The 14,695-nt window shown below is 27.1% G+C and carries 16 protein-coding genes; 1 reads left to right on the forward strand and 15 read right to left on the reverse strand.

Annotated elements, in window-relative coordinates; all coding sequences use genetic code 11:
- Nucleotides 1-245 precede the first annotated feature (245 nt).
- Nucleotides 246-1,175: an exonuclease domain-containing protein gene (locus NGI68_RS13875; protein ID WP_251862056.1), complete on the reverse strand. Its 930-nt coding sequence runs from the start codon at nt 1,173-1,175 to the stop codon at nt 246-248.
- A gap of 83 nt (nt 1,176-1,258) precedes the next feature.
- On the opposite strand from NGI68_RS13875, the gene NGI68_RS13880 reads away from it, so the two are divergent.
- Nucleotides 1,259-1,453 (forward strand): YwbE family protein, encoded by a 195-nt coding sequence (locus NGI68_RS13880; protein ID WP_251862057.1) that lies wholly within the window; start codon nt 1,259-1,261, stop codon nt 1,451-1,453.
- 85 nt (nt 1,454-1,538) lie between these two features.
- Here NGI68_RS13880 and NGI68_RS13885 read toward each other — a convergent pair whose 3' ends face one another.
- The 14 genes from NGI68_RS13885 to NGI68_RS13950 form a co-directional block, all read right to left on the reverse strand.
- A complete protein-coding gene (locus tag NGI68_RS13885) occupies nt 1,539-2,684 on the reverse strand; it encodes a hypothetical protein (protein ID WP_251862058.1) in 1,146 nt (381 codons plus the stop codon).
- A gap of 149 nt (nt 2,685-2,833) precedes the next feature.
- On the reverse strand, nt 2,834-5,470 hold the full coding sequence (locus NGI68_RS13890; protein WP_251862059.1) for an ABC transporter permease: 2,637 nt from the start codon (nt 5,468-5,470) through the stop codon (nt 2,834-2,836).
- The gene (locus tag NGI68_RS13895) at nt 5,470-6,150 is read right to left on the reverse strand and encodes an ABC transporter ATP-binding protein (RefSeq protein ID WP_251862060.1); all 681 of its coding nucleotides are present in this window, start codon (nt 6,148-6,150) and stop codon (nt 5,470-5,472) included. The genes NGI68_RS13890 and NGI68_RS13895 overlap by 1 nt, the downstream gene beginning before the upstream one ends.
- Nucleotides 6,151-6,316: 166 nt before the next feature.
- Nucleotides 6,317-7,468: a sensor histidine kinase gene (locus NGI68_RS13900; protein WP_251862061.1), complete on the reverse strand. Its 1,152-nt coding sequence runs from the start codon at nt 7,466-7,468 to the stop codon at nt 6,317-6,319.
- 8 nt (nt 7,469-7,476) lie between these two features.
- Entirely contained in the window at nt 7,477-8,142 is a 666-nt protein-coding gene (locus tag NGI68_RS13905; RefSeq protein ID WP_251862062.1) for a response regulator transcription factor, read from the reverse strand.
- Nucleotides 8,143-8,712: 570 nt separating this feature from the next.
- On the reverse strand, nt 8,713-9,018 hold the full coding sequence (locus NGI68_RS13910) for a LiaF transmembrane domain-containing protein (RefSeq protein WP_251862063.1): 306 nt from the start codon (nt 9,016-9,018) through the stop codon (nt 8,713-8,715).
- Complete coding sequence (locus NGI68_RS13915) at nt 9,011-9,535, reverse strand: hypothetical protein (protein ID WP_251862064.1); 525 nt, start codon at nt 9,533-9,535, stop codon at nt 9,011-9,013. The genes NGI68_RS13910 and NGI68_RS13915 overlap by 8 nt, the downstream gene beginning before the upstream one ends.
- The gene (locus NGI68_RS13920) at nt 9,516-9,968 is read right to left on the reverse strand and encodes a hypothetical protein (protein ID WP_251862065.1); all 453 of its coding nucleotides are present in this window, start codon (nt 9,966-9,968) and stop codon (nt 9,516-9,518) included. Before NGI68_RS13920 ends, NGI68_RS13915 begins: the two co-directional genes overlap by 20 nt.
- Nucleotides 9,965-10,477 carry an RNA polymerase sigma factor gene (locus tag NGI68_RS13925; protein ID WP_251862123.1) on the reverse strand — a complete coding sequence of 171 codons (513 nt, stop codon included), beginning with the start codon at nt 10,475-10,477 and terminating at the stop codon, nt 9,965-9,967. The genes NGI68_RS13920 and NGI68_RS13925 overlap by 4 nt, the downstream gene beginning before the upstream one ends.
- A 21-nt stretch (nt 10,478-10,498) precedes the next feature.
- A complete protein-coding gene (locus NGI68_RS13930) occupies nt 10,499-10,636 on the reverse strand; it encodes a hypothetical protein (RefSeq protein ID WP_251862066.1) in 138 nt (45 codons plus the stop codon).
- Nucleotides 10,637-10,905: 269 nt separating this feature from the next.
- Nucleotides 10,906-11,811, reverse strand: coding sequence for a sensor histidine kinase (locus NGI68_RS13935; protein WP_251862067.1), 906 nt, complete (start codon nt 11,809-11,811; stop codon nt 10,906-10,908).
- A 39-nt stretch (nt 11,812-11,850) separates the two neighbouring features.
- Nucleotides 11,851-12,603, reverse strand: a complete 753-nt coding sequence (locus tag NGI68_RS13940; RefSeq protein ID WP_251862068.1) for an ABC transporter permease — start codon at nt 12,601-12,603, stop codon at nt 11,851-11,853.
- Nucleotides 12,596-13,516 (reverse strand): ATP-binding cassette domain-containing protein, encoded by a 921-nt coding sequence (locus tag NGI68_RS13945; protein ID WP_251862069.1) that lies wholly within the window; start codon nt 13,514-13,516, stop codon nt 12,596-12,598. The genes NGI68_RS13940 and NGI68_RS13945 overlap by 8 nt, the downstream gene beginning before the upstream one ends.
- A 254-nt stretch (nt 13,517-13,770) precedes the next feature.
- Nucleotides 13,771-14,469: a response regulator transcription factor gene (locus NGI68_RS13950; RefSeq protein ID WP_251862070.1), complete on the reverse strand. Its 699-nt coding sequence runs from the start codon at nt 14,467-14,469 to the stop codon at nt 13,771-13,773.
- Nucleotides 14,470-14,695: the final 226 nt, after the last annotated feature.

Below are 14,695 nucleotides of genomic sequence, written 5' to 3' on the forward strand. Positions count from 1 at the left end.
ATAGTGACAACCTACCATAAAAAGGTTTTATTACTTTTTTAGAAATTTCATTAATGTTTTATTGTTATATAAAAATAATTTTAATACATGCTACATTATTTGAATCCGTATTTTTACTTGTTTCACCTGTTGATTTATTTTAATCTGTATTTTTTTGTTCCACCTAATGCTCATATTCTTGAATTAAATTAAAAATTCCTATCCACCTAAAGCCTTTTCTCTTTAACAAAATTTCTAAAAATTTATTATTTTCCTTTGCATTTTTGTAGGAATGCATCTTCATTAAAAAATTTTATATTTTGTCCCCTTTTCTTTAAATCCACTGCCCTTTTAAGTTTATTGCTCATTTCTTCCCTATTCAAATCCTTTATATCTTTCGTATTGGTTACTATGCACGTTGTCTTCCTAGTTACGGAACTTCCAACAGTGCCACTAAGCTTTCTAACCAATATTATTGCTTCATCTCTTGTCATAGACACTAATCCGCCAGTAAATACAACAACCTCTTCTTTAAATGCAGTAAAGCTAAAATCTTCCGTTATGTTTTTATTTTTATTGGGGTTTTGTCTATTAGATCTTTTAAATATCCTTCCTTTAGTTGAAAATGGTTTGTATCCATCCTCATTTACATATCCTAGCGTTACTCCAATTAACTTTGATATTTCATTAATATCCTTTGAATTCAATTCTTCTGATATATTAAGTAAGATATTACTACATGCCATTGCATCTTCCAAAGCATCATGATGTTGAAAGTCATATCCTAAAAACTTATTTACTGTATTCAATCTTGCATTATCAATATTACTATAAAAATTTTTAGAAAGCTTCATTGTACATATATACTTAAAACTTGGAACTTTTATATTATAAAGTTCTAATGTATTTCTTAATACAGACATATCAAAAGAAGCATTATGAGCTATTACTAAATTATTCTCAAAATAATGTTTAATTTTCTCCCAAACTTTATCAAACTCCAATTCGTCTTGAACCATATGAGGCCTTATTCCATGAATTCCAATATTTATTGGCATAAATCTCATTTCCTTAGGCTTTATCAAGTGATGTACTTTTTCTATAATCTTGCCATTTTCCACAACCACAATTCCTATAGAGCATGGACTATTCCTTTTTTCATTTGCAGTTTCAAAATCTATAGCTACGAAATTCATTTATCTTCCCCTACATTTATATTTGTTTACTATAATTTCTTGTGATATTATTATAACATTGAATACAAAGGAGTACTAAATATATGGATGGTAAAAAGAGAGAAGATATTTATCCAGGAAGAATTGTAGATATTGTATTGAAGGAAGATCAACGTACTGGAAAATTGACAAGAGGAACCGTGAAAAATATACTTACAAATTCCAGCTTTCATCATAGGGGTATAAAAGTAAGATTAAATGATGGTAGAATAGGAAGAGTTCAAATTATAATAAAATAGGTAAAACCCATCACAACTCTGTGATGGGTACTTTATTGTTATATAAAAATACTTTTCATATATACTACATAAATATATTACTACGTTACTTACTTGTATCTCCAGTTGTCTCACCTGTTGATGGTTTTACATCTGTACTTTTATTTGTTCCGTCTGTTGATGATTTTGTATCTGTACTTCCCGTTTTTCCACTTGTTGATTCATCTGGATTTGTATTTTTATTTTCTCCACTTGTTGATTTATTTGAATCTGTATTTTTATTTGTTTCACCTGTTGATTTATTTGAATCTGTATTTTTATTTGTTTCATCTGTTGATTTGTTTGAATCTACATTTGGGGTTGATCCATCTGTTGATGATTTCGTATCCATATTTTCGTTTGTTCTATCTGTATTTTTAGTTTTTTCACCATTTGATGGTTTTACATCTGAGTTGTTAGTATCTCCATCAGATGATCCTTTTATATCAGAAGATTTTTTAGTACTATCAGTTTTTATATTAGGGGTCTGTGTATTAGTAGAGTTCCATTTGAAATAAAACTTTCCTAAAGCCCCAATAACCACAACTAAAATAATGGATACAACGACTATCATTGCCTTTTTATTCTTACCAAGCTTATTATTGTTATGAATATTTTTTCCTCTTTGTTTATTTATTGTTTTTGAACTATATGCCACTTCATTATTAGCCCTTGTAAAATCACCTTTTTTATTAGAATCTACTGCTCGATTTTTTTTCATTATCTTTGCAATCATATTATTTATATTAGAAAATATGGATAAAACTCCTTTTTGATCTGAAGAATGTACTTGTTTAAATTTTTCAGGTGATCTGATTATAACAGCAGGCTTATTATTCAATCCATATTCATTTTCTACATATAATGTAACAGAAAATTCATCATCATTACTTAAAAAAGGTATATTTACATCTAAAACATCATCTTCTATTGAAGAATCGAATTTTAAACCCTTTGTTATTTTAGCATCCGTAATTTTTAAACTACTTTTTGGGCTTTGTACATGTAAAGTTATATCATGAATTATTTTATTTGATATATTCTTAACAGTAACAATATATGCATGAATATTTTTGTTATTTATCTTTACAGGTATATTCTCTCCTATATTACATAGTAGTCTGGGTGCTAAATTTTTATAATAATCTAACAGTAATCCAGATATAAATGATATTATTATGGTTATAATGGCAGTTTTAATAATATTTATCATGTTACTCTTCGCTTCCCCATTCCTTATATTATGTATTAAATTATAAGATACATAGATATTTGTGTCAAACTCAAAAAATTGGAATGGAAATTTCGGTGTCTTATATGGTTTTGTTATATTGAAACTACCTACATCATTAATTTGTAATATTATACTATTTCATTTTTGATTGATTCTACTACATTACTTTTTTTAATGCAGTTTGAAGAAAAATAATATGATAAAAAAATAGATACAATTATAAGTATAGTATAGGTTGAAATTATTCCTACTGGGAAAACAAACATAAACTCGGACCATGTTATTAGGGTTAAATGCATCATATAAAAACAAATAAAAAATATTATTGGGATACTTACAATAATAGGTGTTACAGCAAAGAATAAACCTTCTATCATCAGCATTTTATTTAATCCTTTTGGTGTTAATCCTACTGATCTAAATATAGCAAATTCTCTCTTGCGTACTCTAAGATTATTAGAAATTGTAGAAAAAACATTAAAAATACCAATTAAACCAATCATTAAGGCTATAGCAAAAACACCACTAGTTGTAGCTTTTTTAACCAGCTTATCATGATTTTTTCCTTCCAATAGACTCCATATCCTAAAGTCTTCGGATCCAAGGTAAGAACTACAAATCTTAGTTAATTTTTTCTTTGTGCTGGCACTAACCTTATCACCCACCAATAAATCAATTGACATAATGTTGTATTCAAGCATGCGATCTGGTGAAAAATTACTAACTATTTTCTGATATGTTTTCATAGGTACTATACAAGCTATGCTGTATCCACCTGTTGATAGTTCACCTGGAAAAATTTTTGTAACAGCTCCTACTTGAACATTAAATTTATAATTTCCATTAATATTTTCCTCTACTTTTTCATTTAAAACTAGCTCATCGCCATCTTTTATATTTAATAACGGCATGTTTTGTCCAGCTTTTGACCCTTTTGGTGTATAATATGTGCTGTCTAATAATATTCCTGTAGGTTCCCCATCTTGATAATATTTTTTAGAGTCAATACCAATTTCTTCACAATATTTTTTAAATGATTCATCGCTTAATCCAACTAAATTTGCTATAATTCTATGCTTCCCATTTTCATTCAATACATTATATTTCATGGTATTTACTCCATCAAACCCTCCAGATTTAGAAAAAACATCTGACTCCTGTTTTGATGTTACATAGGTTGAAGTATGTACTTGTCTTCTTACTACGCTTTTTTTAACTTCAGGCAAGGAAAGAATTTTATTTATCATTTCATCACTTGGTTCATCTGTAATATCTAGATTAACCCTCATATCATATTTGATTGTTTCATAATTTTTAGACTCAGCTAATTTGTATATATACATTACGCTAATATATCCAACTATTAAGGTAAAACAAATTGCAAGAGATAGTACAGCAGTACGTAAACTTTTTTTATTAGCTGAAAATTGCGATTTTGCTAGTACACCTTCTACACCAAATATTTTTTGTATTATAGGATGATTTTTCGGTTTCTTTAATTTGACTTTGTTATTATTTTGACGTATTCCAACAATAGGTGATACTTTAGCTACTTTTCTTGCTGGAATATAAGCAGATATTAAAACGGTAATCAATGAAATACTAATAGCAAAAACAACTACTACCCATGAAAAGGGAACATTTATTTTTTTGAAATCCTCCATAGAACTAAGAATTTCATTAATTTTAAAAACAACTGTATAACTAAATATATATCCTATTATAATGCCTATTGGTAATTGAACAAGCCAAAGTAAAAAGCCTTCATATAAAACTGAATGTTTAATTTGCTTTGGGGTTGCTCCTAAACTTTTTAAGATACCTAGTTGTTTAATCCTGTTATTGGCAGATAAAGAAAATGCATTATAGATAATAAGAATAAATGCTCCCATAACTAATAAAGTCATTATTATTATCATTGCTATTATTGCAATTATTTGAGTGTTTTCACCGTTTTTATTGCTAATTCCATATAAATTTAATAAAGGTGTATTATAACGAATATTATATTTACCATATTCATCCTGTTTTAATCCCGTAGACTTAGCTATTTGGGGTAATAACTTGTAAATTTTATGAGGTTTCTCAAATCGTATATAAACTGTAAGTTCATCTTTAGATTTAATTTGTGAATGATCCAAGTATCCCATAGCAATATATCCAGGATATGCAGACACTCCAGAATAATCCATTTCTCCAACTATGGTATACGTCTTAGTCCCTGTTACCTCGAAAGTCTCACCTGATTTTTTGAAATCTTGGGTTTTAATCATTTTATCACCCAACATACGATTACCTATGGGAATAGTCAACTTATCACCAACTTTATAGGAAGGATTATCCAAGAAGAATAATTTTGATAAAACAATTTCTCCAGATTTTTGAGGAAGTTTACCTTTCATAAGATCATCTTGATTACCCATATCCGACCAAAAATTTGCATCTGCATCTCTCATTAATAGATAGGGACGTTTTGTATTTGAAAGTTTAGCAGTAATCCACTGTCCTTTAACCATGGTGGTTTCAACTTCTGGGTTTTCTGTTACATATTTTAATTTATCACCTGATATAGCATCCCATAATTCCCCATGCCAATAACCTTGCTTTTCAATTCTTATGGATACTTGTGCTTTCCATAAAGTATGTACAAATATACATAATGAGCATAAAAGTGCTGAGGCAATTATAATAGCAACTATTATAGAAATTGTATGTCTTTTATTCTTTTTCAAATGATGATATGTATATTCGCTCATGATATTCATTATTTAATCACCTCATCTGATGCAATTTTACCATCAGCTATTCTAATCATTCGATCTGCTGATAGTGCAATTTTTTCATCATGAGTTATCATTAAAATAGTCTGGTTATATTCTTTATTTGAAATCTTTAACATTTCAAGAATACTTTCAGAATTTTTCCTGTCAAGGTTTCCAGTAGGTTCATCTGCTAAAATAATAGAAGGTCTATATATTAATGAACGCCCAATAGCAACCCTTTGTTGCTGCCCACCTGAAAGCTGGTTTGGTAGGTAATTAATCCTTTCTTTTAAACCAAGTATTTCTACAACCTTATCAAATTCTTCCTTTTTAGGTTTTCTGCTATCTAAAAGCATAGGTAATAATATATTTTTTTCAACAGTTAAAGTAGGGATAAGATTAAAAAATTGATATATTAGTCCTACCTTTCGGCGACGAAATAAAGCTAATTTAGTTTCATTCATGGATGAAATATCAGTATCATCAATATAAATTTTACCTTTTGAAGGTTTATCCACTCCCCCTAACATATGTAGAAGTGTAGATTTTCCTGATCCACTTGGTCCAATTATTGAAACAAATTGTCCTTTGTTTATTTTCAAATTTAAATTATCCAATGCAGTAACCTTTGTTTCACCTATTCCGTAGGTTTTTGTAAGATTTTCAATTCTTAATATTTCCAAAATATTTTCTCCTTTCTATAGTTCAATACCTGGTAAAAACATGTTTTTTACCGGGTGCTTTCTTTTATATACCACTATAATACCTTTGTTAAGTTACATTTTAGTGACATTGGTAATTAATTTTTATAAAACTTTATTATAAATTTTGCTCCTCCTGTCTCCTTATTTACAGCAATAATTTCACCATTTTGTTTTTTATTATTGAATTTGCAACAGCAAGTCCAATCCCTACACTGTCTTTAGATGAATTCACACCCTTATAAAATCTAGTAAAAATATTTGGAATATCCTTCTTATGAAATCCTGTGCCATTATCTTCAATTGTTATTTGTGTGCATATTGGGGTTTGTTTATAATCTATAGAAATTTCTCCTCCATTCGGTGTGTGTTCAGAACAATTTTTTACTATATTTAAAATAGCTTCATTGATCCAGTGAAAATCACCAGTAAAAAATATATCACTATTATCTTTTATAAAAAGTTGTTGGTTCTTTTTTTCTATCATTAAATGTAACGGCTCAACAGCTACATGCACTAATTCATCAACATTGATAGATGCATATTCTAATATCATTGCATCTGCATCAATTTTTGAAATTATTAATAATGAGGATACTAAATAATTTAAACGCTGTATCTGTGCTGAAATGCTTTCAATATATAAGGATTCTTCTCCTTCAATATAACTACTTTCTAACAATTCAACCATAAGGGACATAGATGTAAGAGGGGTTTTAAGTTGGTGGGATATATCTGCAAGATTATTACATAGCTTCTCTTTTTCTTTTCTTTCCTTTTCCCTACTTTCTCTAAGCATCATAACTGTTTTATATAATTCATCTTCTAAAATTGAAAATTCGTCTTCTTTCTTCTCAATTTGCATTTTATAAATCCCTTGATTTATATTGTAAATATATTCTGCTAAATTGTGTATACGTCTGCGCTTTATAATATTTAAAATTACTAATGAACCTACAAAATAAAAAAATAGTAAAGCAATTAATAATAAAATACTAATAACTATTTTATTAAACATTTGATAATTATTAAAATTACTTTTAAAATCTTCAACATAACTGTATTTTTCTAATACTTTTCTACCCTTATTTATATCTGTTGAATTTTTCTTTTTTAGTGCCGATACCAAAGCTTGTTCAATATCAGAATTATCATTAACTCCAGCCCCTATAAGTTGTGCTGTTTTCTCATAAAAATTTTTCTTTGCCTGCGTATAAATGACTCCACCAAATATAGCACAAAGAAGTGTTATGTATACTAAACTACTAAGAAACCACACTATCATACTTTTTTTCTTCATATAAATATTTAATCCTCCATTCTATAACCTATTCCTCTCACTGTTCTAATAAAAGAATCATCTCCTAACTTCTCTCTAAGACGTTTAATTGCCACGGATAATGTATTGTTATTTACAAATTCTCCATTACAGTCCCAAAGCTTTTCCAATAAAATGGTTCTTGTCAAAGTACGATTTTTATTTTCTAGCAATTTTAGTAATAAATTATACTCACCAACTGTCAATTCTATTTCATGGTTATCTTTATACACTCTTCCTTCTGACTTTATTACTTTAATATCTTTACAACATAAAATGGACTCTTGTTTATTCTGTTTAAGGGTTCTACGTAAAACAGCAGTAATACGAGCTTGTAAAACACTTAATTTAAACGGTTTTGTAATATAGTCATCCCCACCCATATCTAGTCCTTTTATCATAGTACTTTCTTCATCTGTCACAGTAAGAAAAATAATAGGAATATCTTTAATTCTTTTTATATAACTGCAAAAATCAAATCCTGATCCATCAGGAAGATTTAAATCTAGTAATATTAAATCTATATCTGTTTTAAAAAGCTCTTTTCCTTTTTTTAAATTTTTACCATGAATAACTCTGTAATTATTTTTCAATAAAAATGACTTAATTCCAAAAGCAATTGTATCATCGTCTTCAATTATCAAAATTGTAACCATTTCTGTCTCTCCTTAATCTCTTATAATTGTTATCTTGGTTTCTTACATATTTTAAATAATTAAATGAATTTTCATATATTTTAATCATATAATAGTTCATATGAAATGCGTTATGATCAATGTTTCATAGAAGTTTCAATGTAAAATAAATTTTTGAAAATCTAGCTTAAGCTGTTATGCTAATAAAATTATTAATATAATTTATAAATATAATCTCTTATGTCTAAAAATCTGGACAAATTTAATAAGAAGTTAAAAATATATACTATAGCTTTATAGTAAAAATTCTACCACAATTGTAAAAAACATAAAAATTATTTATAAATATGTTATTAAAGTAAAAATAAATCATATGATATATCATTTACCCTAAATGTTAACAATAAAAAAGCATCTCTCATGAGATGCTTAAGTAACTACTATACAATTATAAAATTTCATATTATGTTTATTTAAAGTAATACGCATATACCTTAATCACTTAGTTTTTCAATATGGGAATATTGAGATAAAAGTTTCTCATTTGCTATTTCCAGCTGTTTATAATTTATATAAGAATTTTATCTATATCTAGATTGTTCCCTTAAACACTGCCCAATGAGTAGTAATAAATTCTGTTACTCCCATTCCCATAGCAAAGAATAATAAAAGCATGACTAATACTACTGCCCCAAAATCATATTTCATTTTTTCTTCTTTATTTATTATATAAGCTGTAAGAATTTCTATTCCTAAGAGCACTAGCACCATAGGCCAAAAAGATACTATTAAAGAAATGTCAATGTTGTTAATAACTGATCTAAGTAAAAACATTATTCCAGATATAACTAAAACAATACCTGCAGTTAATGTCCCTACTCTACGTCCTTTAAGCATCTATTTTACACTCCCTTTTTTTCCCCTTAATAAGTCTTATACCAATAACGATTATTGTCACCCCTATAATTATCTTAGGGATTTGTTTCATAAAATGATGTGTAACTGAATAGATTTCTTGTGGAATATATCCTTCTAAAATATTTAGAATATTATCACCCATTAAATAAATACCTGAAATTAATACTACTACACCAATAGCAAGATTACGTTTTTCAAATATACTTTTATCTAATTCTGATAATTTATCTATAGAGAATAAATACTTATCTTCTAAAATTAAAAATTCTTCATCATCTACACTTAATCTATTCATACAATCGAAAAATGAGTAAAACCAAATAAGTGGCAAAATAAATAATAATGGTCCTATATCAAGCCAAGTGGAAAAAAATATTAAAAATAAAAATACAGACATAAAAGACACACCTATTTTCATAAATCCCATATACATGTGTCCTGCCCCAGGCAAAAGTGAAAAAACAAAAGTTAAGAATTTACTTTTCTTTTTTATCATTATTAAAAACCTCCATTTTAATTATCTTTTCAGAAAATGTATTAAGATTTGAATTAATCGAATTTATAAAACTTAAATTTAATGGCTTTACATGGTTTACTTTTGTACTGGCCAAAAAATTTAATCCATTTGAAAAAACCATAATTAATGCTATACTAGCAGCAATTGCAACTCTGGCACAGTACCTATTAAATTGAATATTATTTTCTTTATTACTTTTTATTTTAATTTGTACTTTTTCTTCGAAACCTAAAGGAGCTTGTGCAAGTTCGTCATTTTCAAAACTATCAGCAAATATACCAGCACATTTCTCACAATCACTAATATGATCCAATACTAAAATCAATTCTTCGTCCTTAAGAGTGCCAAATTTAAGTGACTTTATTGTGTATTCAGTTAAATGTCCTTCTTTGTTAAATAATATTGGCTTCACATAAACTCCTCCTTCCATAAATCTCTTAATAATTTTTTTGATCTATACAATTGTGTTTCTAAAGTTTTTATGTTTTTTCCAGTTTTCTTTGCCAAATGTGAAAGTTTAATATCTTTACAAAAATAGCTTATGGCCACAGTTTTATATGGCTCTTTTAATTTATTACATACTGCATATATTCTCTCCATGGCATTTTTTTTAACTATTGTTTCTTCTGGAGAATCTCCATGATCTTTTATGTTCTCATACTTTTTATCCCATAAACTAATATTTGTTCTTATTTTGCTCTTAAAATAATCTTTACACTTATTTGCAGCAATGGTAGTAATCCAAGCTTTGAAGTTGCCACCATCAAACTTTTCATAATTTTCATATGCAGCTAAAAAAGTTTGCTGTGCCAAATCTTCAGCATCGAAATAATTTTTTGTAAAGGATAGACAAATAGTAATAATTAACCGTTCATATTGTTTTATACAATTTGCAAATTGTTCCTTCTCAATAATTATCACCACCTTCTTTTATCCTTACATTTAATATAACGATTGAGAACTAAAAAACACTTCAATATTTAATATAATTATAATAAAAATTTTTATGAGCTTACTAAATGCTACTTTATCACCTTTTTTCGCTAACCTAGCCAATTCTATCAAGTCTGTATGTTCCATTTTAACCTCCATATTACAATATACTCACATTTTACATTCATGTATTAGATAAGTTAGGGTCACTTTTGGTTCTTTATTCAATCAAAAATACTGGAACAGTTTTTTACCATTCCAGTAATATAATCATCTTTATATATTTTAGATATTTTGTTTATTAATTCTATACAACTCTTGCTTGTTAAAAAATAATCTAAAAGATTTGTTATAATAACAGACTTTTTTGTTGTTTTATAAAATTAAAAGATAATCATAATGCTTTATTATAAAATTTATATATATCTCCATTCACATATAATAGAAACCCTATTTTTTTCAAACTTTGATGTTATAATTCCCTCCATCTTTTCCATTAGACTTTTTACAATAGAAAGTCCAAGTCCTGCACCTTGTCCTTTTCTTACCTTATCTGCCATATAAAATCTATCAAACATACATAGTACATCTTTCTCACAAATACTAGTACATATATTAGAAATTTTAAATATAACTTTATCATTACTTCTTTCTAAATTTATTTCAATATCTTTTTCTCCATATTTTAATGTATTAGAAAGTAGATTCTCAAATACCCTTTCTAAACTATCCTTATCACCCATTATAAAAATGGGGTTATCCACAATATTTATTTTTGGTTCAATTCCTCTGCTGTGAAAGGCTTCATAAAATGATAATATTTCATTACGTACCATATTAGTTAAATTTATTTTTATCATATCTAATTCATAATCTTCACTTTCTATTGAAGCTAATTCAAAAAAATCATTTATAAGTATATTTAATTTACTAGTTTTACTTTTAAGTATATCCATTGCTTCTTTTTTATCTATTTCATCATTTTCAAGTAATTTTAGATATCCTATTATTGAAGTCACTGGAGTTCTTAAGTCATGAGACATATTAGCTATTCCCTGTTTCAATGTGTTTTCAAACATTATCTTTTCTTGTTCATTTTTTTTATATAGTTCTAGATACTCATTAATTTGAAAACTAAGCTCTTCTATATTTTTATCTTTTATTTCAGTATTAACCTTCTTATTTGTTTTTCTCTCATTAAATTCTCTAATCTGATTGGTAATATCTCTTATTTGTCTTTTATATAAAAATACCTTAATACACATTACTATTGAAAATATAATCATAAAAATCACGAACAAAATAACAGCAAATAAATACATCTCATTTCTCCTAATTTATATAATAATTTTTTATCTTGATTACTTAATATCTTTATGTTTTACATATAAAACACTTATTAAAGTTGTTATTGTAAAAATTACTATTGATGAAATTATTGCACTTATGATAACTGATTTTGGTGCAAATCTTGCTAGTGCTTCTCTACCAACAATAACAGGAAATACGCATTTAATTATAGCTGGAATAGGTGGCTTCAAACCTAATGCTTGAAATGCTAATGTAAATAAAATTGGTGAAAAAGCTGTACACACATTACTTCTTATTATTATAGCAATCATAGAAACTATGGACATTGTTGCCACACTATACATTATCCCAATAATAACTACTCTAATTAAATATAATATAGTGCTATAATTTAAAGTTTTACAAAATCCATAGTTAATTGAAACATGTATAACTAAAATTGTTGTATATATTAACTGTAAAAATAAAAAAGTTATTATAAAGACTATTAATTTACTTAATATAACTTTACTTCTCTTATATCCATAAATAAAACTTTTATTCATATTATGCTTTAAGTCTTTAGCAATAAATTCTCCTGCAAATAAAGAAAATATAAAACTTGTAATCACAAGCCATTCAAATGCAAATTCTATTGAATCCATTCCATTTACAAGATAAAGATGTTCTTTTTTCATACTTGTTATATTTGAATAGTAACTATGAATCATAAGAAATAAAACCAATAGTGTTAATATTATAATTCCAATAAGATACTTGCTCTTTTTTAATTTATAAAATTCTCCTCTAATCAAATTACTCATTATCTTCCCCTCCAACTAATTTAGTAAAATAATCCTCTAGGGATTCACCCATTTTCATTATTTCTTTAACTCCTATATTATGTTTGGCTAGAGCAAGAGTAATCTTTTCTCCATCAAATTGGTCATATATTCTTATAATGTTATCTTTCAAAACTTCGTAATCTTTTATTCCCAGTTCATTTTCTAGAATAATTGACACACTTGAAGAATCACTTATTTTTAAGTGAAGATACATTTTACATTTATTTGAAAGTTCACTTGAAGTTATTTCTTCAACTAATTTCCCATCATTTATAAAACCATATCTATTTGAAATATGGGTAAGTTCAGATAATATATGGCTTGATATTAAAATAGTAGTTCCTCTTTCTTTATTTAATTTAAGTAAAAGCTCTCTTATTTCTTTTATTCCAATTGGGTCTAATCCATTTATAGGTTCATCTAAAATCAAAAGTTCTGGATCACTTAATAAAGCCATAGCAATTCCTAATCGTTGTTTCATTCCTAATGAGAAATTTTTAGATTTCTTTTTTTCTACATCCTTAAGCCCTACTAGATCTAAAACCTCATTAATACACTTAGTTCCCGGAATCCCCCTTTGAATTTTTATAAGTTCAAGATTTTCTTTTGCAGTCATATTAAGATACAACTCTGGTGATTCTATTAAAGTACCAATTCTTCTTCTTTCTTTTATAACTTCCTTTTCTTCGCTATGATCGAATAACTGAACTTGTCCTTCATTAGGTATGGCAAGACCTGTAAGCACTCTAATCATAGTTGTTTTGCCAGCACCATTTTTTCCTACAAATCCATATATATCACCTTTTTTAATATTAATAGATATACTGTCTAGCACCTTATGTTTTTTATATATTTTCGTGATATTACTGGTTCTAATTACATATTCATCCATTCTATATTTCCCTCCTCTTATAAATCATGTTTTTATCCATGACTACCTGCTCTAATACTTCCATGTTCTTAAAGTTGGAAGTAAAGATCAGCTATGTCCCTGGATAACGATTTCTAAGCTTTAGAGGAGTGAACACTCTCCTAAAACTAAGAACTCTGTTTATAATAAACAATGATTTATAAGAAAACTTTACTAAAACCTTTCAAAAGTATTAAATCTTATTAATATTTATTTTTATGCTAAATTTAAACTGACTATTTTCTTAATCTATACCCCATTGCCCAGATTGTTTCTATGTAATCATAATCTTTATTATTGGCCTTGGTCAGCTTATTTCTTAATCTACTTACATGTACATTTACAGTATTGTCCTGTCCTAAAAAATCTTCTCCCCATATGCTTTCAAAGATATTAGATTTACTATAAACCTTATTAGGATTAGTTAATAATAACTTCAATACTGAAAATTCTCTTGCTGTTAATGTAATTATAGTTTGTCCAACTTTTACTTCCTTGCTTTCTACATTTAAAGTAATATCTTTATAACTTAAGATATTGTTTTTTCCCTCACCTGTACAAAATTCTAAATACCTTCTCAGATTGGAATTTACTCTTGCAACTACTTCATCTGGATCAAATGGCTTACAAATAAAATCGTCAGCTCCTTTTTCTAATAATTCTAGCTTAGTTTTTTTGGATGTTTTTGCACTCACAATAATAATTGGAGCTTTAGTTATTCCTCTTATTTTTAATATAGCTTCTTCTCCACTGAGGCCTGGAATCATTAAATCTAATAAAATCATATGCAATTCTTCATTTTCTACACACATTAATGCTTCCGTTCCTGAAAAAGCTCCTCTACATTTATATCCCTTATTCTCAAAAATACTACAAAGTAATTTATTAATATCATTATCATCTTCAACTACCAAAATCTTAGCTGTTTTATACATAAACTCTCCTCTTCTAATCTATATAAATTTATTTATTGTTTTTTCATTTCTATATGTATATATTTTACCATATTTTTCTACATTCTTAGTAAAATAAAACTGTAGTAAGTGACCACAAAATACCTGCATAAAAAGTTTCCTTAAAATTGAAACTTATATCTTAGTTATTAGCTTACTTGTGAAATAAACTAGGTAAAACCCACCACAAATATGTGATGGGTTTTAG

The organism is Clostridium sp. Marseille-Q2269 (assembly GCF_943736985.1).
Lineage (GTDB): Bacteria > Bacillota > Clostridia > Clostridiales > Clostridiaceae > Clostridium_F.

What these genes read in the sequence shown, in the direction of transcription:
- NGI68_RS13875 (WP_251862056.1), bottom strand. Translation starts at nt 1,175, where the DNA reads ATGAATTTCGTAGCTATAGATTTTGAAACTGCAAATGAAAAAAGGAAT.
- NGI68_RS13880 (WP_251862057.1), top strand. Translation starts at nt 1,259, where the DNA reads ATGGATGGTAAAAAGAGAGAAGATATTTATCCAGGAAGAATTGTAGAT.
- NGI68_RS13885 (WP_251862058.1), bottom strand. Translation starts at nt 2,684, where the DNA reads ATGATAAATATTATTAAAACTGCCATTATAACCATAATAATATCATTT.
- NGI68_RS13890 (WP_251862059.1), bottom strand. Translation starts at nt 5,470, where the DNA reads ATGAATATCATGAGCGAATATACATATCATCATTTGAAAAAGAATAAA.
- NGI68_RS13900 (WP_251862061.1), bottom strand. Translation starts at nt 7,468, where the DNA reads ATGAAGAAAAAAAGTATGATAGTGTGGTTTCTTAGTAGTTTAGTATAC.
- NGI68_RS13905 (WP_251862062.1), bottom strand. Translation starts at nt 8,142, where the DNA reads ATGGTTACAATTTTGATAATTGAAGACGATGATACAATTGCTTTTGGA.
- NGI68_RS13910 (WP_251862063.1), bottom strand. Translation starts at nt 9,018, where the DNA reads ATGCTTAAAGGACGTAGAGTAGGGACATTAACTGCAGGTATTGTTTTA.
- NGI68_RS13915 (WP_251862064.1), bottom strand. Translation starts at nt 9,535, where the DNA reads ATGATAAAAAAGAAAAGTAAATTCTTAACTTTTGTTTTTTCACTTTTG.
- NGI68_RS13930 (WP_251862066.1), bottom strand. Translation starts at nt 10,636, where the DNA reads ATGGAACATACAGACTTGATAGAATTGGCTAGGTTAGCGAAAAAAGGT.
- NGI68_RS13935 (WP_251862067.1), bottom strand. Translation starts at nt 11,811, where the DNA reads ATGTATTTATTTGCTGTTATTTTGTTCGTGATTTTTATGATTATATTT.
- NGI68_RS13940 (WP_251862068.1), bottom strand. Translation starts at nt 12,603, where the DNA reads ATGAGTAATTTGATTAGAGGAGAATTTTATAAATTAAAAAAGAGCAAG.
- NGI68_RS13945 (WP_251862069.1), bottom strand. Translation starts at nt 13,516, where the DNA reads ATGGATGAATATGTAATTAGAACCAGTAATATCACGAAAATATATAAA.
- NGI68_RS13950 (WP_251862070.1), bottom strand. Translation starts at nt 14,469, where the DNA reads ATGTATAAAACAGCTAAGATTTTGGTAGTTGAAGATGATAATGATATT.